This is a genomic window from Rhizobium sp. P1_E6 (assembly GCF_056405875.1).
On sequence record NZ_JBFUBG010000067.1, the window covers coordinates 1 to 23,444 of the forward strand.

Here is a 23,444-nt window from a genome sequence, read left to right on the forward strand (position 1 = left end):
CTGAAGCCGTGGCAACAGCCAGTGCGTCGCAAAACCGGCCGTACAGGTAAGCGCCAGTGAATTGCCGCGCCGCCGTGCCGTCAGCGATGCCGTTGCCTCGCGCACGAGTTGGAAGGCTGTGCGCAGCGTCGCGAAGTAATCGCGGCCCTCGGTCGTCAGCAGAATCTGCCGCGTACGCCGCTCGAAAAGCGACACGCCAAGCGAGGCCTCGAGATCGCGAATCTGCAAGCTGACAGCGCCCGGTGTGACATGCAGCTCGTGCGCTGCCTGCGTCATGCTGAGATGGCGCGCCGCTGCCTCGAAGGCGCGCAAGGCCGAGAGCGAAGGCAAGGGATCAACCATGATTTAGCTCAGCTCAATTATACGAGGAGAAATGCTCGTTTGCCGGACACGTAGAGATACTAATAAAAACAAATGTCTCTGGCAAATCTGCGTCGGTTTGCTCGAGAGAACGATTTAGCAAAGCTCGATGAAGGAGATTATCATGGCTGTACAGAGAACCATGGGAACCGGTGAATGGGCCATGCTGATCGTCTTGTCGCTTCTCTGGGGCGGCTCCTTCTTCTTCAACGGCATTCTGGTGAAGGCGCTGCCGCCTTTCACGATCGTGACCGCGCGCGTGCTACTTGCCGCCATCGCGCTCAATCTGATCGTGCGGGCGATGGGACATACCATGCCGCGCGACAGGCAGAGCTGGATCGCTTTCTTCGGCATGGGACTCTTGAATAATATGATCCCCTTCTGCCTGATCGTCTGGGGCCAGACGCATATTGCGAGCGGCCTTGCCTCGATCCTCAACGCCACGACGCCGCTTTTCGCCGTGGTCGTCGCCCACCTGCTGACGGCAGACGAGAAGCTGACGGCAAACCGTCTCTTCGGCGTGATCGTCGGTTTTGCCGGCGTAGCCTACATGATCGGCTTCGATGTCTTGAGGGATCTCGGTTCGAACGTGCTCGCCCAGCTCGCGGTCCTCGGTGCGGCCTTCTCCTACTCCCTGGCAGGCATCTGGGGCCGGCGATTCCGCCGGATGGGCCTGGCGCCTTTGATCCCAGCCGCCGGACAGGTGACGGCTTCGACTGTGCTCATGCTGCCGATCGCCCTGATTGCCGACCAACCCTGGACGCTCGCCATCCCCTCTGCCGAGACCTGGCTGGCGCTGCTCGGCCTCGCGATACTCTCCACGGCTGTGGCCTATGTTCTGTTCTTCCGAATCCTGGCCACGGCTGGAGCCACCAACCTGATGCTGGTAACCTTCTTGATCCCCGTCAGTGCGATCCTGCTAGGGGCGCTAGCGCTCGGCGAGCAGTTGCAGCTCAAGCATCTGATCGGCATGGCGCTGATCGCCGTCGGCCTTGCGGCGATCGATGGAAGGCTCGTCAACTTGGGGAAGAGGCGCACTGCCTGATGTGATTCAGCAGGCGAGGTCCGCGACGACGGAATCGAGGATCAGCATGCCTGACGGAGTGCAGCGCAGCCGCGAATTGCCGATCCGTTCGATGAAGCGGTGTTCCAGTAAAAACTCTTCGCGTTTCGGATCGAGATCGCGGCCGGAAAGCTGCTGCCAGCGAGCGAGATCGACGCCTTCTTTCAGGCGCAGGCCCATCAATAGCAGTTCGTCGGACTGTTCCTCGAAGCCGAGGCGCTCCTCGTCGACGATGCCGTGCCCGTCGCGCTCGACGAGGTCCAGCCAAGCCTCAGGTTTGCGTTCCGTAGCGGTTGCGATCTTTTCTGCGCAGCGCGTCAGGCGCCCATGCGCGCCAGGGCCGATGCCGGCATAATCACCGTAGCGCCAATAGGTGAGGTTATGTCGGCTCTCCGCGCCGGGCCGGGCGTGGTTGGACACCTCATAGGCAGGCAGTCCTTCACGCTCGGTGATTTCCTGCGTGGCCTCATAGAGTTCAGCGGACTGGTCCCCATCAGGCACGATCAGCTTTCCGGCCTTGTGCAGGCCATAGAAGGGCGTGCCTTCCTCGATGGTCAGCTGATAGAGCGAGAGATGATCGACCGCATAGGAGATCGCTTCCTTCAGTTCGCGCTCCCATTCTTCCACCGTCTGGTTCGGCCTGGCATAGATCAGGTCGAAGGACATGCGCGGGAAGATGTCGCGCGCCAGCTTGATCGCCTTCAGCGCATCGGCGACGTCGTGCAGCCGCCCGAGGAATTTCAGGTCACGGTCGTTGAGCGCCTGCACGCCGAGCGACACACGGTTGACGCCGGCAGCGCGATAGCCGCGGAAGCGTTCCGCCTCGACGCTGGAAGGGTTGGCCTCCATCGTGATCTCGATGCCATCAGGCACATGCCAGTACCGCGAAATGCCATCAAGGATCGCATCGACCGTTTCCGGCTTCATCAGCGAGGGCGTGCCCCCGCCGAGGAAGATGCTGGTCACCGTCTTCGGCCCGCTCATCTGGCGGGCAGTGGCGATCTCCTTCAGGAAAGCGGCGACATAGCGCTCCTGATCGACCGGCTGATGCCGGACATGGCTGTTGAAATCGCAATAGGGACACTTCGCCGCGCAGAAAGGCCAATGCACATAGACCCCGAAACCGGGCTCGCCGGTATCTGGCAGAAGCTTTGCGTCGGGCATCAGCGCAGGCGACTCGATCATGTTCAAAGCTTGGCCCTATGCTTCCAGGCAGGTTTCGACAAAGAGCTTGAAGGCGCGGGCGCGATGCGACAGAGCCTGCGGTTTGCCGATACTCCAGCCATGCTTTTCTTCCGCGCTCATCTCGCCGAACGTCACATCATAGCCTTCCGGCTGGAAAACCGGATCATAGCCGAAACCCTGCATTCCGCGCGGCGGCCAGGCGACGGTGCCTTCCACTTCGCCGCGGAAAAGCTCGGTATGGCCATCCGGCCAGGCAAGGCAGAGCACGCTGACGAAACGCGCGGTGCGCTGTTCGGGCTTCTTGGCGCCGGCCTTTTCCAGTGCCTTCTCGACCTTTTCCATCGCCATGCCAAAATCGCGGGTGCCGTTGCCGGTCTCCGCCCAGTCGGCCGTGTAGACACCCGGATCGCCGCCGAGTGCATCGACGACGAGACCCGAATCGTCAGAAAGCGCCGGCATGCCCGAGGCTTCAGCCGAGGCGAGCGCCTTGATCGTCGCATTTTCCTCGAAGGTCGTCCCGGTTTCCTTGGGTTCGATGAAATTGAGTTCGGCAGCCGATTTGGCGGTAAAGCCGAGCGGCCCGATCAGATCCTGAATCTCGCGGATCTTGCCCTGGTTATGGCTGGCAACGACAATGGTCTTGGTTTCGAGCTTACGCATAAAATATCCTTATTCCATGCCCCAGATTTTCGCCTCCGCGCATTCCAGGCTGTTGCCATCAGGATCGCGGAAATAAATCGATCGGCCGCCCTGCGGCCAGTGAACCTCGGATTCGATACCGATACCGGCTGCCTGCAGCTTCCTGGCCATCTGATCGAGATAATCTCCCGAAACCCTGAAGCAGGCATGGCCCTTTCCGGTCGTGCCATGCGGCGGAACCTGCAGACTGTCAGGTGCCGGCGGCTTCATCGTTTCCTTCGGGTTAAAGATCAGCAGTACGCCCGATCCGCACCGGAAGAACACATGGCGGTTGCCCGACCGTGCGATCTTCTCGAGACCCAGCACATTCCCGTAGAAGGCTTCAGCCGCATCGAGATCTGCGGCATAAAGCGCGGTTTCAAGAATGCCTTCGATCGGGTGGGCCATTACCGCCTCTTGGTCCGGCTGTCCCCGAAACGGGGACAAGGAAAATTCATTGATAGGCCCGAACGGATGCCCTCAGGCGATTGCCTGCTTCTGCAGGTCCACCAGTTCGGCGATACCGGCCTTGGCAAGGCCCATCAGCGAAGAAAATTCTTCCTCGGTGAAAGGCGTGCCTTCCGCCGTGCCCTGAATCTCGACGATACCGCCGGCGCCCGTCATGACGAAATTGGCATCGGTTTCGGCAGAAGAATCTTCGAGATAGTCGAGGTCGATAACCGGCTGGCTGGCGAAGATGCCGCAGGAGATCGCCGCGACATGATCCTTCAGGACGCGGTCGGCCTTGATCATGTTGCGGGTTTCCATCCAGCGCAGGCAGTCGTAAAGCGCAATCCAGGCCCCGGTGATGGAGGCCGTACGCGTGCCGCCATCCGCCTGGATAACGTCGCAGTCGAGCGTGATCTGGCGCTCGCCGAGCGCGGTCAGGTCGACCACAGCGCGCAGCGAACGGCCGATGAGGCGTTGGATCTCCTGCGTGCGGCCACCCTGTTTGCCGGTAGCGGCTTCGCGCTTCATACGCTCGCCTGTCGCGCGCGGCAACATGCCGTATTCGGCGGTAACCCAGCCCTTGCCGCTATTGCGCAGCCATGGCGGTGTCTTGTCTTCAAGGCTTGCCGTGCAGAGCACATGCGTATCGCCGAATTTCACCAGGCAGGAGCCTTCGGCATGCTTGGAAAAATTGCGCTCGAAGGAGACCTTGCGCATCTGGTCTGTTTTTCTGCCTGAAGGCCGCATTCTCTTCTCCTGAAACATGATGCCGAAAAGCGTGAGCGGGTCCCGGCAATGCCATGCCTGCATCTGTATTGTCGCCCGCTTCTACGATTGGCTGCGTGCATTTGCAAATTCCCTTTTGCCACGGGGGTAAGTTTGGCTATATTTCCCGGATATCATTCAGTACGGGTGCGAAAGTTCATGAGCTACAGGTCGACATCGGTTTCGGATGCCGTGGCCGCGCTGGATGAACGATCCAAGGAAATCTTCCGACGTATCGTCGAAGGTTATCTGGAGCACGGCGAACCGTTGGGTTCCCGCAATCTGTCACGTCTTCTGCCCATGTCACTGTCGCCCGCCTCTGTGCGCAATGTCATGAGCGACCTGGAAGAACTGGGGCTCATCTATTCGCCGCATGTCAGTGCCGGCCGCCTGCCCACGCAGGTGGGGCTGCGCTTCTTTGTCGATGCCTTCATGCAGGTCGGCGATCTCTCTGTCGAGGAGCGCGCCAGCATCGACCGACAGGTGCGGGCCGGAAACCGCGACAATCCCGTGGAATCGATGATGAACGAGGCAAGTCGCATGCTCTCGGGCATTTCGCGCGGCGCCGGCCTCGTCATCACGTCCAAGAGCGATTCGGTGCTGAAGCATGTCGAGTTCATCCGCCTGGAGCCTACCAAGGCTCTGGCCGTGCTTGTCGGTGATCACGATCAGGTGGAAAACCGAATCATCGAGCTGCCTGCGGGCGTTACCTCTTCGCAGCTCACCGAAGCCGCAAATTTCCTCAACGCGCACATGACCGGGCAAACGCTGCCGGAATTGCGCCTGCAATTGAGCCGACTGAAAGATGAAGTTCGCCACGAGCTCGATGCGCTGTCGCGGGATCTCGTGGAGCGTGGCATTGCCGTATGGGCCGGCAACTCGGACGAGACAAAGCCAGCGCAACTCATCATCCGCGGCCGCGCAAACCTGCTGGAAGGCGTGGGCGGGGCGGAAGACCTCGACCGTCTGCGCCTGCTCTTTGACGACCTGGAGAAGAAGGACAGCTTGATCGAGCTCCTGAACCTTGCTGAAAGCGGACCCGGCGTGCGCATCTTCATCGGTTCGGAGAACAAGCTCTTCTCGCTTTCCGGTTCCTCCCTGATCGTTGCCCCCTATCGCGATGACGACGACCGCATTGTCGGAGCGGTGGGCGTGATTGGCCCCACGCGGCTTAATTATTCCCGCATCGTGCCGATGGTGGACTATACGGCCCAGCTCGTGTCGCGCCTTTCGCGCGGATCTCTCTGATCCCTCACGCGAAACCGGCTGAATTTCAGCTTCTTCGTCACGCAGACTTGATTTTTTCCGGCCAAACATCGATATCGGGCGCATCTGAGAATATATGAACCGGAGACCGTCATGACTGATGAAACGACGCAAAACGGACCTGACGCAGCTGCGGCAGAAGCCGCAGCCGACGCTGCCGCAAACGTCGAGAATGAAGCCGTGAAGGAAGCAGCTGCAAGCGAACCAGATCCGCTTGAGCTTCTGAAGGCCGAGAATGCCGAACTGCGCGACCGCTATTTGCGGCTCGCGGCCGAAATGGACAATCTGCGCCGCCGCACGGAGCGCGAGGTCAAGGATGCCAAGTCCTATTCCGTCGCAGGCTTCGCTCGCGACATGCTGGCCGTCTCGGACAACCTGCGCCGCGCGCTCGACGCCATTCCTGCCGAAGTGAAGGAAACGGCCGATGCCGGCCTGACCACGCTGATTGAAGGTGTGGATATGACCGAGCGTTCAATGCTCTCGGCTCTCGAGCGCCACGGCGTTCGCAAGCTGGAGCCGGTTGGCCAGAAGTTCGACCCGAACTTCCATCAGGCGATGTTCGAAGTGCCGAATACCGAAGTGCCGAACAATACGGTCGTGCAGGTGGTGCAGGCCGGTTTCTCCATCGGCGAACGCGTGCTGCGCCCGGCCATGGTCGGCGTTGCCAAGGGTGGTCCGAAACTCGTCGAAGCCGAGGCCAACTCGGTGCTGGACGAGAAGGACGCCTAAGACGATAAGGACGCCCGACAATTAAGAAAAGGCCGCGCTGGCGGCCTTTTCTGTTCCTGTCTAACCTTGGTGGATCATATCCGCGCGAAGCGCTCGATCAGCAGATCGAAGAATCCGTCGGCATCCACGTGGCGCATGACCTTCGCATTGCGCTTGCGGTCGGTCACATGCCACCAGTCGACGACCGTCATGCCGACTGTCAGCTCCGACGTCACCTCGATCTCGACATTGCAGTCCCGGCCCTTGAAGAGTTCGGGTTTCAGCAGGTAGGCCACCGTCGTCGGGTCGTGCAGCGGGCCGCCGTCCGAGCCGTATTTTTCGATGTCGAAGCGCTCGAAGAATTCCAGCATCTCCACCATCGCCTTGGCCGGCGCGGTGCCGATCTCGGCCATCCGCTTCACCCGGTCCTTGCGGGTCAGAAGCTGGTGCGTGACGTCGAGCGGCATCATGACGACAGGCACGCCCGAGCGAAACACAATGTCGGCCGCTTCCGGATCGACGTAGATGTTGAATTCCGCAGCCGGCGTGATATTGCCGCCTTCAAAGAAACCGCCACCCATCATCACAAGCTCGCGGATACGCGGAATGATGTCGGGCGCCTTCCGGAAAGCCATGCCGATATTGGTCAGCGGTCCGAGCGTACAGAGCGTGACGGTGCCTTCCGGCTCGCGTCGCAGCGTTTCGATAATGAAGTCGACGGAATGCTGTGCCTGCAGCGGCATCGTCGGCTCGGGAAGGGTCGGGCCATCGAGGCCGGTCTTGCCATGCACATGCTCGGCGGTAACCAGCTTGCGGGCGATCGGCCGGTCGGCGCCGGCAAAGACCTTGATGTCAGTCCGCTCGCAAAGCTCGCAGATGATGCGCGCGTTGCGGCTCGTCAGAGACAGCGGCACATTGCCGGCGACGGTAGTGATGCCCAGCACGTCAAGCTCTTGCCTGCTGCCGAAGGCCAACATGATCGCGGCGGCATCGTCCTGGCCGGGGTCGGTGTCGATAATGATTTTTCTCGGTTCTGCCATCCGAATCGTTCCATCCTCTGGTGCGCGTCGCTCTGGCATGCACCTTCTCATTGTCTTCATGCTCCCGTAACAAATCAGCACATCGCGCCGGGGCATGTTTTGATGCGGGGCGTTGCGTCCTTTGTCAAGGAAGCGGTCTTGTGAGGCTTCGCCTTAAAATGGGGGAGGCCTGGTTGGGTGGCCATCGCGCCTTGCAGCGGGCAACCGTCGTTCCCATATTAGCGGTACCCGGATGCTGCTTGTGAGGTCCGGAGAGGTCGCTTGCATCAAGGACTTTGGAAGATGAGTCGCATTACCCCTTTCGCCAGCCCGCTACTTCTGGGCTTCGATGCCATGGAAAAGACGCTTGAGCGGATTTCCAAGGCAAGCGACGGATATCCACCCTATAACATAGAACGCATCGCGGCAGGTTACGACGCGCCTGAACGGCTCCGCATCACGCTTGCCGTTGCCGGTTTCAGCGAAGAAGACCTCGATGTTTCCACTGAGGAAAACCAGCTTCTGATCCGTGGCCGCCAGGTCGATCAGGGCGAGCGCGATTATCTCTATCGCGGCATTGCGGCCAGGCAGTTCCAGCGCACCTTCGTTCTCGCCGATGGCATGCAGGTTCTAAGCGCAAGCCTCAAGAACGGTCTGCTGTCGGTTGATCTAATTCGCCCGGAACCGGCCCGCATGGTCAAGAAAATTAACATTTCGGTTTCACAGTAGCACAACGGTTTGCTGAACCGTTGGTCCCTTCTCCCGGAGGAACAGGAATGTTGATGAAAGAAGCCACGTCGCGTTTGACCAAGTCCGAACTTGCCGGCATCGGCAATGGCGAGGTCGCCTATATCCGCAAAATACGCAACGAAGAGGTTGCAAGGTGCTTCCCTGAGGCGCCGGATATCGATCCAAGCGTTGATCTCTGGGCATTGTTCGGCGCCGATGGTACGCCGATCCTGCTGACGGATAACCGCTCCAGCACCTTCTTCAAGGCTGCCGAAGACGAGCTGAAGACGGTCAGCCTGCATTGATCACGACCGGCCTGCCGCAGGGCTGGCCGTCAGAATGCATGTGTGAATAAGGGCAATGGGCGATGCAAGGGCCACATGCGGGTCCCTTGCCCATGCGTATAGCCGCCTTCCAGCGTTTTCCCGTTTTCGACAACGCTGAGACTGCGGCCGATGCGATATCGAGCGATTTGCTCTGAGCCGATGCGCGTGGCGTCGATCTTGCTCTCTTTCCGAATCCTCCCGGGACATACGACCAGCAGCGCTTGGTTGAGAGCCGTGCGGTATAGCTCGGCAGTCCGGCATTCTTTCGATCCTCGAAAACCTTCCGGCGACAAGGGCAACCGCCGTCATCGGCTGTTCCGAACGCCGTGGCGATCTCGTAGACTAGGTCAGACGCGCTTGAACGTGAGATAGGCCGAGGAGCGGCCTTCGCGGCGCGCCTTGGCTTCATAGCGGGTGCTCGGCCAGCCTTCATAGGGCGTCAGCCAGTCGGCGGCATTTTCCGCCATCCATTCAAAGCCGCCATGGTCGCGGCATTTCAACAGAGTCCAGTTCACATAGGTGTCGATATCCGAGGCGAAGCAGAAGAGCCCGCCTGGCTTCAGCACGCGGTGGAAACGGTCGAGATTGGTCTTCGAGACGAAGCGCCGCTTCCAGTGCTTCCGCTTCGGCCAGGGGTCCGGATAGAGCAGGTCGATCTGATCGAGGCAATGATCGGGAAGCCAGTCGAGGAGCTGCGTCGCGTCGTCATTGTAGACGCGCACGTTGCGCGCACCCGTTTCGTCGACGCGCGCCAGCAGCTTCTGCATGGAGTTCACAAAAGGCTCGACGCCGATAAAGCCCGTTGACGGTGTTTCCAGCGCGCGATGAATGAGATGTTCCCCGCCGCCGAAGCCGATCTCCAGCCGCATTCTTTCGACCGGATCAGGGAAGAGATTCATCGGCGGCTCCGGGGGAGCCGCCGAAAGGTCGATGAGGAATGCCGGGAGCAGGGTAGTGAGCCTTTCGGCCTGCTGTTCGCGCAGCGCCTTCCCCTTGCGGCGACCGAAGAAGGCTTCGGTCGCGCGGCCCCGGCGTTCCATGTCCGTCATGCAGCAGCCTTGGTCTTGACGGCGTCCTTGAGGCCCTTCACGAGATCCGTGCGCTCCCAGGAGAACGAGCCGTCGCGGCCGGCCTTGCGCCCGAAATGGCCGTAAGCCGAGGTCTTGGCATAGATCGGCTTGTTCAGGTCGAGGTGACGGCGAATGCCCGACGGCGACAGGTCCATGTTCTCGCGGATCGCAGCTTCGACCTGGTCCTCGGAAACACCCTTGCCGGTGCCGTGCAGGTCGACATAGATCGACAGCGGCTGGGCAACGCCGATAGCGTAGGAGAGCTGGATCGTGCAGCGGTCGGCAAGGCCGGCGGCTACGACGTTCTTGGCGAGGTAGCGGGCAGCATAGGCGGCCGAACGGTCGACCTTGGTCGTGTCCTTGCCGGAGAACGCGCCGCCGCCATGCGGAGCAGCGCCGCCATAGGTGTCGACGATGATCTTGCGGCCGGTAAGGCCGGCGTCACCATCCGGGCCGCCGATGACGAATTTGCCGGTGGGGTTGATGTACCACTTGCAATCGTCAGCGATCTTCAGGTCRCCAAGGGCTTCGCGGATATAGGGTTCGACGACGCTGCGAACCTTCTTCGAATCCCAGCTGTCGTCGAGATGCTGGGTGGAAAGAACGATCGAGGTGGCCTCCGCCGGCTTGCCGTCGACATAGCGTACGGTCACCTGGCTCTTGGCGTCGGGGCCGAGCTTTGCGACTTCGCCTTCGCCCTTCTTGCGGGCGGTAGCGAGCAGCTGAAGGATCTTGTGGGAATAGTAGATCGGCGCCGGCATGAGGTCTGGGGTTTCCTTGCAGGCGTAGCCGAACATGATGCCCTGGTCGCCGGCACCTTCGTCGCCCTGCTGGTCGGCGGCGCTGTCCACGCCCTGCGCGATGTCGGCAGACTGCGAGTGGAGCAGCACGTCGATCTTGGCCTTCTTCCAGTGGAAGCCGTCCTGCTCGTAACCGATGTCCTTGATGGCGCGGCGGGCAGCAGCCTTGAACTTCGACGGATTGATGACGTCGTTGCCGTCCTTGTCCTTCTTCATCAGGCTCGGCGGCAGGCGAACTTCGCCGGCGATGACGACGCGGTTGGTCGTTGCAAGGGTTTCGCAGGCAATGCGCACGCCCCACGGATTGACGCCTGTCTTTGCCGCTTCGCGGTAAACCAGATCGACGATCTCGTCGGAGATGCGGTCACACACCTTGTCCGGATGACCTTCGGCAACAGATTCGCTGGTAAAGAAATAATTCGCGCGCATTTCGGGATTCCCCTCAAAGAACAAAAGCGGTCTAGTAGGTACTCATTTCGTGCCACAATGACAAGCACAGAAGGACATAAATATATCTTTATATCTACGGCGAAATGACAAATTTTGCCCCAAAAACGCAAAAAGACGGCCTTTTGAGCCGCCCTTGAGTTTTCCTGAGCGTGGGGACGCTCAGTCGGAGTCGGCTTCCGCCGCCAGTGCCTTCACCAGTTCGACGACCTTGCGACGAACCTTGGGATCGGTGATCTTTACAAACGCGCGGTTGAGCTGAAGTCCCTCCGAAGAGGAGAGGAAATCGACGACGTAGTTTGAACTCGAGGCTTCCGACATGCCACTCAGAGCACCGGAATGTTCGCCGGGAGCGTCTTCGAAGAAGAAGGAAACGGGGACGTTGAGGATGCTTGAAATATTCTGGAGTCGACTGGCGCCAACGCGGTTGGTGCCCTTCTCGTATTTCTGGATTTGCTGAAAGGTGATGCCGAGGCTTTCGCCGAGCTTCTCCTGACTCATTCCCAACATAGTACGGCGAAGTCGAATGCGGCTGCCGACATGAATGTCGATAGGATTCGGCTTCTTCTTATTTTCAATCATGGTCGTGCCCTAGCAAAGAAAAATTCAACCTTGTTCTAACCGGCATGCCCTGACCTCATTCCGTAACGCCACGTTGCAAGTCGCGATAACCCACCTTGAAGCATACGTTACTAACGCCGATTGCTGCCACTATGCAATTTTAGGGGTTTTTGGTCAATTCAACCTGAAAATAAAACCCCTGCGTGAAATTAGCGCAATCAGTATCAGTAACGTTTCAGTCAACCAGAAGTAAGTTTGGCGGGGGTATGATCTCCAGTTGCTTTTTTCAAATCCATCGAGAGTTGCATCAATAAAGCCAATTTCGTCCAATTTTAGGCCTGACACGATTTCGCCACGCGGGTCTACAACCGCCGAAATTCCACTATTCGCATCGCGAATCAGCGGCAAACCGGTTTCGACCGCTCGTACGCGCGCCTGCTGAAAATGCTGGTAGGGACCGGGTGTTGACCCGAACCAGCTGTCATTCGTGATGTTGAGAATGGCATTCGCTTGGCCGATGTCGCCTGTCATTTCATCTGGGAAGATGATCTCGTAGCAGACGAGCGGATAGAATTTCAGCCCGCTAGGAAGCTCGAGCAAATGACGGCTGGCGGCGGCCGAAAAACCACCCGGCATCTCCACCACATTCTGGATACCGAGTTCGTTGAACATGTCTTCGAAGGGAAGATATTCACCGAAGGGAACGAGGTGCACCTTGTCGGAGGCGGCGACGATCTGCCCGCGTCCGTCGATGACATAGATCGAGTTATAATAGCGTGTGGGGTAGCCGGGACCGAGTTCTTCGGCGCGCACGGCGCCCGCGATCAGGATCTGGTCGTCGTCGAGCGTATCGGCGATCCGCGTCAGCGCATCCTTGTTATCGGTGAGGATGAATGGGATCGAGGTTTCCGGCCAGACGATGATGTCAGGCTTCCTGCCACCGTCTTTGGGAGCCTCCGTCGAAAGCTTGAGATGTGTCTCGAAGATCGCCTCGCGATCTGCATCATTGTCCATCTTGATGGCCTGGTCGATTGCCGGCTGCACCAGGCGAACCACAGGCCGCTTGTCCTCGGGCAAGGGCTCGGGTTTCGGCGTGAGATAGAGGATATAGGCGCCGTAACCGAGATGCGCTGCAAAGAGGATTGCCGCGAGGCTGATACCGAGCTTCGCTCCCTGCCGGGTTCCGAGCAGAGCGGGGGCGGCAAAGACGAAGACCGAGAGAGCCGTTACCCCCATGGTGCCGATCACATGCGCGGACTGCATCATGACAGACACGGGCATCATGGCATAGCCGATGGCGTTCCACGGAAAGCCGGTGAAGATGAAGCTACGCACCCACTCAAGCAGGCCGAAGCTGGCAGCAAGTGCTGCAATCCGCCCCATGCCGTCGGACCAGAAGATACGGGCAAGTCCTGCAGCCAACCCGTAAAAGATGGCAAGACAGGCCGGGAGCCCGAGGATGGCGAGCGGTAAAGCCCAGGCAAATTCCTCTGAATCGATCAGCAGCGCATGCCCAAGCCACCAGAGCCCGGCAACGAAATAGCCGAAGCCGAACAGCCAGCCGGTCGCAAATGCCGGCCAGAGCCGACCTGGCAGACTACTTTCCGGCGAGGCGGCCGCCCCGTCGATCAGCCAGACGAGCAGCGTGAAGGAAACGAACATCGCGGCGAAGAAGCCGACGGGAGGTAGCGCCAGCACGCCAAAGGCACCTGCTGCGATCGCAAGCAATGACCGTTTGAAACCCCAGACGAGGATAACCCTGTCCGCAAGCCGCTCCATGCGCACTCCCATCAAAGCCGCGAATCAATCCAATCGCAGTCTTTCAAAAAAGTGCGCGCTTGTCGTCTTACGGAAAGGTCAGTTTGCGGTCGATTCAGCCGGCCGATCGTCGTTTCCGTCGCCGATGAGCGGCCCGTCACCATCCGCCTTGGCGCGGCGGCGGATCGCCTGGCGCTTACGGGTAATGCGTACCCGCTTGATGCGGCGTGGATCGGCGTCGAGAATGTGGAATTCAAAATCGGGCAAAGCCTGCACGACTTCGCCGCGCACCGGGATACGCCCGAGCGCCGAGAAGATCAGGCCGCCCAATGTGTCGACCTCGTCGATCTGCTCGCTGATGTCGAAATCAGGGCCGATGGCTTCGGCAATTTCCTCGAGTTCGACGCGGGCATCAGCGACGAACATGTCCTCCGAAACGCGCTTGAACATCACTTCTTCATCGTCATGTTCGTCGTCGATATCGCCGATCACCATCTCCACGATGTCTTCATGCGAGGCAAGACCGTCGGTGCCGCCATATTCGTCGATGACCAGTGCCATCTGCGTACGGTTCACCTGCATGCGACGCAGCAGATCAGAGGCGAGCATCGAGGGCGGCACGAAGAGGATCTGTCTGATGATACCGGTTTCGGCGAGCGTCTTCTGCAGGTCGACGCGTCCGAGATCGAAATTGGGTTTGGCCGAGCGTGGCGCCTTCTGGATATTTTCCGGAGAGACCTCGATGGCCGGCGCGCCTGCTACAGGCTTCGTACCGCTGCGGCGCTTGTTGCGCGCCTGCTTGGCAACATAGGAAAGAAGGTCGCGGATATGCACCATGCCGCGCGGGTCATCGAGCGTTTCGGCATAGACCGGCATGCGCGAGCGGCCGCTTTCCTCGAAGAGGATCATCAACTCGCCGATCGTGATGTTCTGGTCGACCGCCTCGATATCGGCGCGCGGCACCATGACGTCGGCGACGCGTACCTCGCGGAAGCGCAGGATATTGTGAAGCATCGCGCGTTCGTCGGGCGCAAAGGCATCGGCCGCTGCCGGGTCTGTCATCAGCGCATCGGCGATGTCTTCGCGTAGGCGCGAGCCCTGTTGCGGTCTTAAGATGCGCGCGGCGCGTGACCAGAAGGATGGCGGTCGGTGTCGACTACTGCCACCCTCGTCGGAAGAGGAGGATTGGTCGGAGTCCTTGGCGTCTGACGCCGGCTTCGTTGAAAAGTCGCTCATGGTTCCATTTTAAGGTCTTGACCCTCGTAGGGGTCAGATAGGCCGAGTACTGCTAAAATGCGAGTCTCCAGCCCCTCCATAATTTCGGCTTCGTTATTATTCATATGGTCGTAGCCGAGCAGATGCAAGAAACCATGCACCATAAGATGAGTGAGATGATCGTCAAAGCTCTTTTCGAGCTCATGCGCCTCGCGCTCTACCGTTTCCCGGGCGATGATGATATCGCCGAGCATCGGGCCGGGCATTTTGCCGGGTTTGACCGGGAAGGCTGGAAACGACAGCACATTGGTCGGCTTGTCCTTGCCGCGCCATTCCGCATTGATGTCCTGGATGGAGGCATCGTCGGTAAAGACGAGCGAAACTTCCGGCGGCATCGTCGGGAAGGGCTGCTGTTCCTCTTCCCGCAAGTAAGTGACCGCCGCACCCAGCACGCGTTCGCCAAGGGCATGCAACACATCTTCGGCGGGCCAGCCCGTGTCCTCGATGCTGATCTGTATGTCGAGATCGGCCATCAGTCCTGCCGGCTGGCCTCTTCGTTTGCCGCTACATAGGTCGCGTCATAGGCCTTGACGATGCGGCCGACCAACGGATGGCGCACGACGTCGACATCCCTGAAGCGCACCATCGAGATGCCCTCGACGTCGTTCAGCAGGTGCAGCGCTTCCACGAGGCCGGATTTGACGCCGCGCGGCAGGTCGATCTGGCTCGGGTCGCCGGTGATGATCATACGCGAATTCTCGCCGAGACGCGTCAGGAACATCTTCATCTGCATCGCCGTGGTGTTTTGGGCCTCGTCGAGGATAACGGCGGCGTTGGCGAGCGTGCGTCCGCGCATGAAGGCGAGCGGCGCGATTTCGATGACGCCTGCGGTGATCGCCCGTTCGACCTTGTCGCCGGGGATCATGTCGTAAAGCGCGTCGTAGAGCGGGCGCAGATAAGGATCGACCTTCTCCTTCATATCACCCGGCAGGAAGCCGAGGCGTTCGCCGGCTTCCACGGCCGGCCGCGAAAGGATGATCTTCTCGACGGCGCCTCGCTCCAGAAGCTGGGCTGCGTGGGCGACGGCGAGATAAGTCTTGCCGGTGCCGGCCGGGCCGACGCCGAACACCATCTCCGAGCGCTCAAGCGCCCGCATATAGGCATCCTGTGTCGGCGTGCGCGCGATGATCGTCTTCTTGCGCGTAGAAATCTGCGCCATCGTCAACTTGGCTTTTTTCTCCATCGTCGGCAGCGTGAGCTGGTCGTCGGCTGCAACCGCCATGCGGATTGCGCCTTCCACGTCTGAACGCTCCACACTGCCGCCTTTCTGGAGTTTTTCATAGAGGTAATCGAGTGTGCGTCGCGCCTGATTGGTCGCCAGCACATCGCCCGTAATGACGACGGAGTTGCCACGCGCCCGCGCATCGATATGGAGCCGCTGTTCCAAGAGCTTCAGGTTCTGATCGAACTGTCCGAAAAGTTCGCTGGCGAACCGGTTGTTCTCGAACGTCAGGACGAAGTGATTGGCGTCGCTCGCAATGCGTGGGTGGCGCGGTGAAGATGAAACCAATTCCTGTCCGTTCAAGCGGTCGAGCTCCTTGGGTTAGACCTCAGCCTCTGCGCGTTCGGCAAACAGGCTGTTGGTTCCGGTTCCTGTGATTCGCACTTTAATAATGTCACCGATTTGCGATGCTTTTGCATCAACATTCACAGACTGAAGCCAGGGAGAACGTCCGATGAGCTGGCCCGGCATGCGGCCCGGCTTTTCCAGGAGAAGATCGATTTCCTTGCCGACGCAGGACTCGTTGAATTCCTGCGTCTGCTTGAGAAGCAGCGCTTGCAGGCGTTCCAACCGTTCTGCTTTGATTTCTTCCGGCACCTGGTCCTTCAATTCCGCACCGGGCGTACCCGGCCGCGTCGAATATTTGAACGAGAAGGCCTGTGCATAACGAACCTCCTCAACGAGTTTTAGTGTATCCTCAAATTCGCCGTCTGTCTCCCCCGGAAAGCCGGTAATGAAGTCGCCCGAGAGCGCGATATCGGGGCGGACCTTGYGGATGCGCTCGATGAGGGAAAGATATTCAGCTGCCGTGTGGCGGCGGTTCATCGCCTTGAGAATACGGTCCGAACCGGCCTGGACCGGCAGGTGCAGGTAAGGCATCAGCGTGCGAAGGTCGCGATGCGCCTCGATCAGCCGGTCGTCCATGTCGCGCGGATGGCTGGTCGTATATCGAAGCCGTGCAAGGCCGCGGATATCGGCAAGCCGGTAGAGCAGGTCGCCAAGGCTCCACTCTTCGCCCTTCGGGCCGAGGCCGTGCCAGGCATTGACGTTCTGGCCGAGCAGAGTGATTTCGCGCACGCCGCCATCGACGAGCCTCATCGCCTCCTCGACGATCTGCGAGACCGGTCGCGAAACCTCCGAGCCGCGCGTATAGGGCACGACGCAGAAGGTGCAGAATTTGTCGCAGCCTTCCTGCACCGTCAGGAAGGCGGTCACGCCGCGGGCACGAATCTTCGGCGCCTCGGCGATCGGCAGATGCTCGAACTTGTCCTCGATCGCATATTCCGTATCGACGACGCGGTGGCCTTCCTTGGCGCGGCGCAGCGCCTCCGGCAGGCGGTGATAGGTCTGCGGGCCGATGACGACGTCGACTGCCGGCGCACGGCGCAAGATCTCTTCTCCTTCCGCCTGTGCCACACAGCCGGCAACGCCGATCATCATCTCGCGGCCGTCGGCCGCTTTGCGCTTCTTCATCTCGCGCAGTCGTCCGAGAGCGGAATAAACCTTCTCGGCAGCCTTCTCGCGGATATGGCAGGTATTGAGCAGGACGAGGTCGGCTTCTTCCATGTCCTCGGTTGGCTCATAGCCGTCGCGGGCAAGAGCATCGCTCATGCGCGTCGAGTCATAGACGTTCATCTGGCAGCCATAGGTCTTGATGAAAACCTTGCGGCTGTTGGAGCCATCGCGGAGAGAAACCTCCGGGGCCTGAAGAAGGGCGCTGTCCTGGGTCATGGCGCGTTATCTAGTGGTTTTTGGCGCTCGAGAAAAGGGACTCTTGCCTCAGCCAACGTTGCGGCCGCGAAGGCTGCTGTTCAGCAGGTTGCGGATGCGGGCGGCGATCGTCGCGCTGACGTCCTTGCGATTGGTCTTCTCGCCATATTCGATTGCCTCGCCGAAGGAGACTTCGGCATCGATGGCACCACATTTGAAGATGTCTTTGAGATGCGGCAGAAGCTCGATATCGCCCGGCCATGCGGCGAGCGGGCGGTGATAGCGGCCCATGGCGATACCGTGCACCTGCGTATAGGCAATGGAAACCGGCTGGACCATGACAGAACCGGTCGGGGAATGCGGCACGGCCATGGCGGCTGCACCGAAGAGCGACGATTTGACCTCCAGCAGGCGATTGCCGTCAGAGGTCGTTCCCTCGGGAAAAAGCACGACGATTTCGCCGTCTGCCATACGGCCGGCGATTTCGTTCGCCTGATCGCCGGTGCGGCGTTTTTCCTCCCGCACCACGAAGACGCTCTTCTGCAGCTTGGCGAGAGTGCCGAAAATCGGCCAGTCGCGCACCTCGATCTTGGCGATGAAGGCAACGTCTGCAACGGCCGACATGACCATGATGTCCATCCACGAAGAGTGATTGGAGCAGAGCATCAGCGGCCGGCGTCTCTCAAGTGTGCCGCGCACGCGAATGCGGATGCCAAGACAATAGCAGACGATGCGATGCCAGTGTCGGGGCAGGGTGCGACGCAGCTTCCAGTTAAAATAAAGCGCCAGCACCTGCAGCGGCATGAGCAGGATGCTGACGACAATGATGACGGTAATGGCGAAGGCAATGCGCAGCCTGACGATCAAATGCGGCGCTCCCGGACTGCCATGGTATCAGATTTCGTCTTTCTTCAGCGGGATGCCGTAGAGTTCGAGGCGGTGGTCCACGAGCTTGAAGCCGTGTTCGCGTGCGATCCGCTCCTGCAGCGCCTCGATTTCCGGTGAGCGAAATTCGATCACGGCGCCGGTCTTCAGGTCGATCAGATGATCGTGATGTTCTTCGGGAACCGTCTCGTAGCGGGAGCGGCCATCACGGAAATCGTGCCRGGCGATGATGCCGGCGTCCTCGAACAGCTTCACGGTGCGATAGACCGTCGAGATAGAAATCTTGGCATCGACCTTGACGGAACGCCGATAAAGCTCCTCGACATCGGGATGATCTTCGGAATCCTCGAGAATACGCGCGATCACCCGGCGCTGCTCGGTCATGCGCATGCCGCGTTCAGCGCAAAGCTCCTCAAGGGTCTTGGCTTCCTCAGTCATGGCTGCCTTCTCGCTATTCCTGTCGAGAAGGGAACTACCGAAGAACGCGCTTCATGACAAGCGCTGTGGAGGTAGCCCCATTGGCGTCCTTGTAATAGCCCTTGCGCTCGCCGGCCTGCTCGAAGCCAAGCTTGCGGTAAAGGCCAAGGGCAGCGATATTGCCGTTGTCGACTTCCAGGAACATGCTCTCGCCGCCGCGAAGGCGTGCTTCGCGTATAGCGGCCTGCATCAGACGCCAGCCGAGGCCGGAATGCGCGACCTTCGCCTGCACGGCGACCGTCAGGATTTCCGCCTCGCCGGCAACCTGGCGCGCAAGGATGAAGCCCGGCAAGGTCTTCTTCAGGATGGCGTTGGTCTGGCGGGCAACAAAGCCGAAGACTGTGTTCTGCGAAAGCAGGCTGTGGAATTCGCCGTCACCCCAGGGGCGCGCGAAGCGTTCGCCGTGGAGGACGGAAACGTCGAGGCAATCTTCGGGCTCCATGACGACGATTTCGAATTCCGGTTTCAGCGTCAGATATGCTTCCAGCATTGTCATACTCTTGCAATCGCGTACCCGGCCTGTGGTTTGGCATCGGGTCCACGCAGATAAACGGGCTTCGGCTTTCCGGCATTCGGGTTCGCGGCCGCACCGAGGCGGGCCACGATGGAGATCGGGAATGTGTTGATGTGCTCGCCCGTTGCATCGGGCTTCAGGAGCGGAGTCGCAGAACCGGTGATCTCGCCGTCGAAACCGGCGGCAAAAGCCTGGGCCTCCACTACACTCGCCGCACGCGCCTCGTCGAGCGGCGAACCGTCGGCGGCGAAGGACTGGAGATAGATTTCGTCCCGCTTGGCATCCATCGCTGCGAGCACTGCGCAGCCCGGTGTGTTCTCGCGCTGAGCGGCTGCCATGACCTCGAGTGTGGTGATGCCGACGGCGGGGATATTGAGGGAAAGCGCAAAGCCGCGGGCTGCGGCGACGCCGACGCGGATACCGGTAAAGGAGCCAGGTCCGATGGTGACGGCAATGCGGTCGATATCCGAAAGCGCGACGCCCGCCTGATCCAGCGCACGATCGACGATACCCATCAGATGTTCAGCATGCCCCTTGCCGATCATATCCGATGCCTCCCCCAGCATCGTATTCCTGCCGCTGTCATAAACGGCGGCAGCGCAATCTACACCTGCCGTGTCGAGCGCCAGAACGATCATGCCATCAATTTCCGAATAAACTATTGTCGCCCATCCATAAATCCGTCCGATCCAACCCCAGATGAACGGCCGGACGTATCCGAGATTTTAAGCGGCAATCACTTCCTGCACTTCCGGAACGAAATGGCGCAACAGGTTCTGGACACCGTGCTTCAGCGTAGCCGTCGAAGACGGGCAGCCGGCGCAGGAGCCCTTCATGTTCAGATAGACCTTGCCGTCCTTGAAGCCACGGAAGGTGATGTCGCCGCCATCCTGGGCAACGGCCGGACGCACGCGCGTCTCCAGCAGTTCCTTGATGGTCAGCACGATCGATTCGTCACCCTCGTCGAAGAATTCGTCACCCGCATCGGCATCTTCCGACAGGATCGAGGCATCGCCCATGACCGGCTTGCCGGACATGAAATGCTCCATGATCGAGCCGAGGATGGCCGGCTTCAGATGCTGCCACTCAGCATCGTCCTTGGAGACGGAGATGAAATCATAGCCGAAATAGACGCCGGTCACGCCCGGGATATCGAAGAGGCGGGCGGCGAGCGGCGAAGCCTGGGCTTCATCGGCGTTGCGGAATTCGGCCGTGCCGTTTTCCATCACGACCTTGCCGGGAAGGAACTTCTGTGTTGCCGGGTTCGGCGTGGCTTCGGTCTGAATGAACATCTCGCTCTCCGTGCGGCGGGCCGTGACCTCTGCCGTCTTTAGAATTCTTCAAAAGAAAATAAGCCTATTGTCCGGCCAATTCAAGAGACTGATACTCAAGAAATGACTTAACACAGGGCGTCGATTTCTTCGTTGGTCAGCGTGTCGGGAAGCACGGTGACGGGAATGGGAAAGGCCGCTCCCCGTCCGGCGATAGACGAAACCAGCGGTCCCGGTCCTTCCTTGGCGGAGCTTGCGGCAAGCACGAGGATGGCGACGTCCCGATCTTCTTCGATCACCGCATTGATTTGCTCTGCCGAGTTGCCTTCGCGGATGACAATTTCAGGCTCGATGCCGATCGTCTCGCGTACGATCTGCGCGATCTTGGCGACGGTGGCTTCCGCCTCCTCCCGGGCTTCCGCCCGCATGATCTCCTCGACGCCAAGCCATTGCTGGAAATCGCCTTCCGGGATCACATAGAGAAGGATGAGGCCGCCATTGGAATTCTTGGCGCGCCGTCCGGCATAATGGACGGCGCGTTGGCATTCAGGAGTCCCGTCAATCACCGCTATGAATTTGCGGCGATGACCTTCGAGCCGTGAGAGTCGCTTTGATACCATGGTGCGAACTCTGACACCTGAGACCAAAAATTTGCAAGCCCCCGTTTTGCACGGGAGCTCTGCATGTCGATCGGACTAGTAGAGGAAGCCGATGATCTCTCGAAGTTCGCGCATCGTCACGTCGGCGCGTGCCCTTGCGCGTTCATTGCCGTTGCGCAGGATCGCGTCGATATGGCTCGTATCGCTCATCAGGCGGCGCATTTCGCCAGTGATCGGCGAAAGCACCTGAACAGCGAGATCGATCAGCGCCGGCTTGAAGACGGAGAACTGCTGGCCGCCGAATTCTGCGAGCACCTGCTCCTTCGACTGGTCGGCGAGTGCCGCATAGATCGAAACGAGGTTCTCGGCTTCCGGCCGGCTTTCCAGACCGGCGACTTCGCTCGGCAATCCATCAGGATCGGTCTTGGCCTTCCGGATTTTCTTGGAGATCGCGTCCTCGTCGTCCATCAGGTTGATGCGCGAAAGATCCGAAGGATCGGACTTCGACATTTTCTTCGTGCCATCGCGCAGCGACATGACACGCGGTGCCGGCCCGCCGATCAGCGGTTCGACCATCGGGAAATAGGCATGCACCGGCTCGTTGCCGACAGTGATGTCGATCCCGTAGTTCGTCTTGCGGATATGCGAGCCGTAGTCGAGGTTGAACTTCATCGCGATGTCGCGGGTGAGCTCAAGATGCTGCTTCTGGTCCTCGCCGACGGGAACGTGCGTCGCGCGGTAGACGAGGATGTCGGCAGCCATCAGGCTCGGATAGGCATAGAGGCCGAGCGAGGCCTGCTCGCGGTCCTTGCCGGCCTTGTCCTTGAACTGCGTCATGCGATTCATCCAGCCGAGGCGGGCGACACAGTTGAAGATCCAGGCGAGTTCGGCGTGCTGCGGTACGGCGGACTGATTGAAGACGATATGCTTTTCGGCGTCGATGCCGGAAGCGATGAAGGCGGCCGCGATCGAGCGCGTCTGCGACAGCATGTCCTCGTGGACGAGCTGCGCGGTCAGCGCATGCAGGTCGACGACGCAGTAGATGCAGTCGTTGCCGTCCTGGAGCTGCACGAAGCGACGGATCGCGCCGAGATAATTGCCGAGATGCAGATTGCCCGTCGGCTGAACGCCGGAAAATACGAGCTTCTTGAATTCGCCCATGATGTTGTCCTCGATTAGGCTGGTGGAGGGCCTGACTGTGCCGTTAACGCCGCGGCTTATGCACGGGCGGCCGCTCGCAATCAAGGGGTTCAGCCCGCGGCATGCTGGATCAGATCGAAGGTGTTGCTGTAAGGATCCGCAAAGACTGCGACGGTGCCGTAAACCTCGTGCCGTGGCTCCTCCAGAAAGCGCACCCCGGCTGTTAGCATCGCAGCATGGTCACGCGCAAAATCATCGGTTTTCAGGAAGAAACCCACACGTCCGCCGGCCTGGTTACCGATGGCTACTCGCTGCGCTTCATTTGTCGCCTGTGCCAGCAAAAAGGCTGCCCCATCCCCGCCCTTCGGCTTGACGACGACCCAGCGCTTGCCTTCCGGCTGCACTTCATCTTGAAGGCATTCGAAGCCGAGAGCCTCACAATAGAAGGCTTTGGCGCGGTCATAATCATCGACGACGAGGGTGACGAGGAAGAGGGATTGGGTCACGGGGATCTCCAAATTAGGAAGGCTATTCCAATTATATGGGGGAAAATGCCAGGTTTTACGCCAAATTGATCAGCCTGTTTAGCTAAAATTGAGTATAAAATTTCACAGAAAAGCTTTCTTTGAACTGAAAATCCTCTCGCCGGGCTGGCGGCCCAAGGGGCCGTCGGGATAACCGATCGGAGGGACCATGCAGAACGCTAGTTTGCTCGCCATGGCAGGCCTTTTCGCCCTACAATCAGCAACGACAGCCGTCGGTCAAGATAATCGACGGCAGACTACCCAGCTTCCCAAACACGAGACGCGTATAGCCTACACGATGCAGACCGTCAGTGTTCGCGCCAGCTGTTTTCCGGTGCGATTGCGGGCGATTTTGTCGCATATCGCGGCAAAGACCGGCCGCCGCCCGATGATAACGTCGGGCTTCCGGCCGCATCCCCGCCGCCACGGCTCCTTGCACGGAACGTGCATGGCAGCTGATATCAGGATTCCCGGACTGTCGGAGCGGACGATCATCGCGGCCGCGAAAACCGCACCCGGGATAGGTGGGATCGGCAGCTATTGCAACGGCATCATCCATGTCGATGTCGGGCCGCAGCGACGATGGGTCGATTGCTAAGCAATTCCAGCGATTTTGCGCGCAGAATTGCGCAAAAACAAAGG

The 23,444-nt window shown here is 59.9% G+C and carries 28 protein-coding genes; 6 read left to right on the top strand and 22 right to left on the bottom strand.

Annotation, left to right across the window (positions count from 1 at the left end):
• The coding region (locus AC1D35_RS25070; RefSeq protein ID WP_477940534.1) for a LysR family transcriptional regulator at window positions 1-342 on the bottom strand (342 nt) is incomplete at its 3' end.
• Between the two features lie 142 nt (window positions 343-484).
• On the opposite strand from AC1D35_RS25070, the gene AC1D35_RS25075 reads away from it, so the two are divergent.
• Entirely contained in the window at window positions 485-1,405 is a 921-nt protein-coding gene (locus AC1D35_RS25075; RefSeq protein ID WP_113307781.1) for a DMT family transporter, read from the top strand.
• A 6-nt stretch (window positions 1,406-1,411) separates the two neighbouring features.
• Here AC1D35_RS25075 and hemW read toward each other — a convergent pair whose 3' ends face one another.
• From hemW to rph, 4 genes are all read right to left on the bottom strand, one after another.
• Window positions 1,412-2,608 carry a radical SAM family heme chaperone HemW gene (hemW, locus tag AC1D35_RS25080; RefSeq protein WP_477940537.1) on the bottom strand — a complete coding sequence of 399 codons (1,197 nt, stop codon included), beginning with the start codon at window positions 2,606-2,608 and terminating at the stop codon, window positions 1,412-1,414.
• 15 nt (window positions 2,609-2,623) lie between these two features.
• Window positions 2,624-3,268: an RdgB/HAM1 family non-canonical purine NTP pyrophosphatase gene (gene rdgB, locus AC1D35_RS25085; RefSeq protein ID WP_477852586.1), complete on the bottom strand. Its 645-nt coding sequence runs from the start codon at window positions 3,266-3,268 to the stop codon at window positions 2,624-2,626.
• A gap of 9 nt (window positions 3,269-3,277) precedes the next feature.
• Window positions 3,278-3,694 (bottom strand): VOC family protein, encoded by a 417-nt coding sequence (locus AC1D35_RS25090; protein WP_113298325.1) that lies wholly within the window; start codon window positions 3,692-3,694, stop codon window positions 3,278-3,280.
• Window positions 3,695-3,766: 72 nt separating this feature from the next.
• Entirely contained in the window at window positions 3,767-4,483 is a 717-nt protein-coding gene (gene rph, locus AC1D35_RS25095; protein WP_113298602.1) for a ribonuclease PH, read from the bottom strand.
• A gap of 177 nt (window positions 4,484-4,660) precedes the next feature.
• On the opposite strand from rph, the gene hrcA reads away from it, so the two are divergent.
• The gene (gene hrcA / locus AC1D35_RS25100) at window positions 4,661-5,749 is read left to right on the top strand and encodes a heat-inducible transcriptional repressor HrcA (RefSeq protein ID WP_113298326.1); all 1,089 of its coding nucleotides are present in this window, start codon (window positions 4,661-4,663) and stop codon (window positions 5,747-5,749) included.
• A 111-nt stretch (window positions 5,750-5,860) separates the two neighbouring features.
• The gene (gene grpE / locus AC1D35_RS25105) at window positions 5,861-6,496 is read left to right on the top strand and encodes a nucleotide exchange factor GrpE (RefSeq protein WP_113298327.1); all 636 of its coding nucleotides are present in this window, start codon (window positions 5,861-5,863) and stop codon (window positions 6,494-6,496) included.
• Window positions 6,497-6,570: 74 nt separating this feature from the next.
• On the opposite strand, the gene AC1D35_RS25110 is transcribed toward grpE, so the two are convergent.
• Window positions 6,571-7,515 (bottom strand): nucleoside hydrolase, encoded by a 945-nt coding sequence (locus tag AC1D35_RS25110; RefSeq protein ID WP_113298328.1) that lies wholly within the window; start codon window positions 7,513-7,515, stop codon window positions 6,571-6,573.
• 282 nt (window positions 7,516-7,797) lie between these two features.
• Between AC1D35_RS25110 and AC1D35_RS25115 the strand changes: the two genes are divergently transcribed.
• Complete coding sequence (locus tag AC1D35_RS25115; RefSeq protein ID WP_113298329.1) at window positions 7,798-8,223, top strand: Hsp20 family protein; 426 nt, start codon at window positions 7,798-7,800, stop codon at window positions 8,221-8,223.
• A gap of 47 nt (window positions 8,224-8,270) precedes the next feature.
• Window positions 8,271-8,528, top strand: a complete 258-nt coding sequence (locus tag AC1D35_RS25120) for a BQ00720 family protein (RefSeq protein WP_113298330.1) — start codon at window positions 8,271-8,273, stop codon at window positions 8,526-8,528.
• Between the two features lie 368 nt (window positions 8,529-8,896).
• On the opposite strand, the gene trmB is transcribed toward AC1D35_RS25120, so the two are convergent.
• The 16 genes from trmB to AC1D35_RS25200 all read right to left on the bottom strand — a co-directional run bounded on the left by trmB (window position 8,897) and on the right by AC1D35_RS25200 (window position 22,784).
• Window positions 8,897-9,598 carry a tRNA (guanine(46)-N(7))-methyltransferase TrmB gene (gene trmB / locus AC1D35_RS25125; protein ID WP_477940542.1) on the bottom strand — a complete coding sequence of 234 codons (702 nt, stop codon included), beginning with the start codon at window positions 9,596-9,598 and terminating at the stop codon, window positions 8,897-8,899.
• A complete protein-coding gene (gene metK / locus AC1D35_RS25130; RefSeq protein WP_113298332.1) occupies window positions 9,595-10,848 on the bottom strand; it encodes a methionine adenosyltransferase in 1,254 nt (417 codons plus the stop codon). The genes trmB and metK overlap by 4 nt, the downstream gene beginning before the upstream one ends.
• A 180-nt stretch (window positions 10,849-11,028) precedes the next feature.
• Window positions 11,029-11,448: a helix-turn-helix domain-containing protein gene (locus tag AC1D35_RS25135; RefSeq protein WP_113298333.1), complete on the bottom strand. Its 420-nt coding sequence runs from the start codon at window positions 11,446-11,448 to the stop codon at window positions 11,029-11,031.
• A gap of 153 nt (window positions 11,449-11,601) precedes the next feature.
• Window positions 11,602-13,206, bottom strand: a complete 1,605-nt coding sequence (gene lnt, locus AC1D35_RS25140; RefSeq protein ID WP_477940544.1) for an apolipoprotein N-acyltransferase — start codon at window positions 13,204-13,206, stop codon at window positions 11,602-11,604.
• 78 nt (window positions 13,207-13,284) lie between these two features.
• Complete coding sequence (locus AC1D35_RS25145; protein ID WP_115035817.1) at window positions 13,285-14,421, bottom strand: hemolysin family protein; 1,137 nt, start codon at window positions 14,419-14,421, stop codon at window positions 13,285-13,287.
• On the bottom strand, window positions 14,418-14,933 hold the full coding sequence (gene ybeY, locus AC1D35_RS25150; protein ID WP_113298336.1) for an rRNA maturation RNase YbeY: 516 nt from the start codon (window positions 14,931-14,933) through the stop codon (window positions 14,418-14,420). The genes AC1D35_RS25145 and ybeY overlap by 4 nt, the downstream gene beginning before the upstream one ends.
• Window positions 14,933-15,985: a PhoH family protein gene (locus tag AC1D35_RS25155; RefSeq protein ID WP_113298337.1), complete on the bottom strand. Its 1,053-nt coding sequence runs from the start codon at window positions 15,983-15,985 to the stop codon at window positions 14,933-14,935. The genes ybeY and AC1D35_RS25155 overlap by 1 nt, the downstream gene beginning before the upstream one ends.
• An 18-nt stretch (window positions 15,986-16,003) precedes the next feature.
• Window positions 16,004-17,413, bottom strand: coding sequence for a tRNA (N6-isopentenyl adenosine(37)-C2)-methylthiotransferase MiaB (miaB, locus tag AC1D35_RS25160; RefSeq protein ID WP_477940547.1), 1,410 nt, complete (start codon window positions 17,411-17,413; stop codon window positions 16,004-16,006).
• 48 nt (window positions 17,414-17,461) lie between these two features.
• Window positions 17,462-18,259 (bottom strand): lyso-ornithine lipid O-acyltransferase, encoded by a 798-nt coding sequence (gene olsA / locus AC1D35_RS25165; protein ID WP_113298339.1) that lies wholly within the window; start codon window positions 18,257-18,259, stop codon window positions 17,462-17,464.
• A 27-nt stretch (window positions 18,260-18,286) separates the two neighbouring features.
• The gene (locus AC1D35_RS25170; RefSeq protein WP_477940550.1) at window positions 18,287-18,715 is read right to left on the bottom strand and encodes a Fur family transcriptional regulator; all 429 of its coding nucleotides are present in this window, start codon (window positions 18,713-18,715) and stop codon (window positions 18,287-18,289) included.
• Window positions 18,716-18,749: 34 nt separating this feature from the next.
• Window positions 18,750-19,250 carry a GNAT family N-acetyltransferase gene (locus tag AC1D35_RS25175; protein ID WP_477832392.1) on the bottom strand — a complete coding sequence of 167 codons (501 nt, stop codon included), beginning with the start codon at window positions 19,248-19,250 and terminating at the stop codon, window positions 18,750-18,752.
• Entirely contained in the window at window positions 19,247-19,906 is a 660-nt protein-coding gene (gene tsaB, locus AC1D35_RS25180; RefSeq protein WP_113307760.1) for a tRNA (adenosine(37)-N6)-threonylcarbamoyltransferase complex dimerization subunit type 1 TsaB, read from the bottom strand. The genes AC1D35_RS25175 and tsaB overlap by 4 nt, the downstream gene beginning before the upstream one ends.
• An 87-nt stretch (window positions 19,907-19,993) precedes the next feature.
• Window positions 19,994-20,560 (bottom strand): NifU family protein, encoded by a 567-nt coding sequence (locus tag AC1D35_RS25185; protein WP_113307761.1) that lies wholly within the window; start codon window positions 20,558-20,560, stop codon window positions 19,994-19,996.
• Window positions 20,561-20,667: 107 nt separating this feature from the next.
• Window positions 20,668-21,159: a universal stress protein gene (locus tag AC1D35_RS25190; RefSeq protein ID WP_113298344.1), complete on the bottom strand. Its 492-nt coding sequence runs from the start codon at window positions 21,157-21,159 to the stop codon at window positions 20,668-20,670.
• A gap of 75 nt (window positions 21,160-21,234) precedes the next feature.
• Window positions 21,235-22,299, bottom strand: coding sequence for a tryptophan--tRNA ligase (gene trpS / locus AC1D35_RS25195; RefSeq protein ID WP_113307762.1), 1,065 nt, complete (start codon window positions 22,297-22,299; stop codon window positions 21,235-21,237).
• An 89-nt stretch (window positions 22,300-22,388) separates the two neighbouring features.
• Window positions 22,389-22,784 carry a VOC family protein gene (locus AC1D35_RS25200; RefSeq protein WP_113307763.1) on the bottom strand — a complete coding sequence of 132 codons (396 nt, stop codon included), beginning with the start codon at window positions 22,782-22,784 and terminating at the stop codon, window positions 22,389-22,391.
• A gap of 187 nt (window positions 22,785-22,971) precedes the next feature.
• Between AC1D35_RS25200 and AC1D35_RS25205 the strand changes: the two genes are divergently transcribed.
• Entirely contained in the window at window positions 22,972-23,400 is a 429-nt protein-coding gene (locus AC1D35_RS25205) for a peptidoglycan L,D-endopeptidase MepK (protein ID WP_113307764.1), read from the top strand.
• Window positions 23,401-23,444 lie beyond the last annotated feature (44 nt).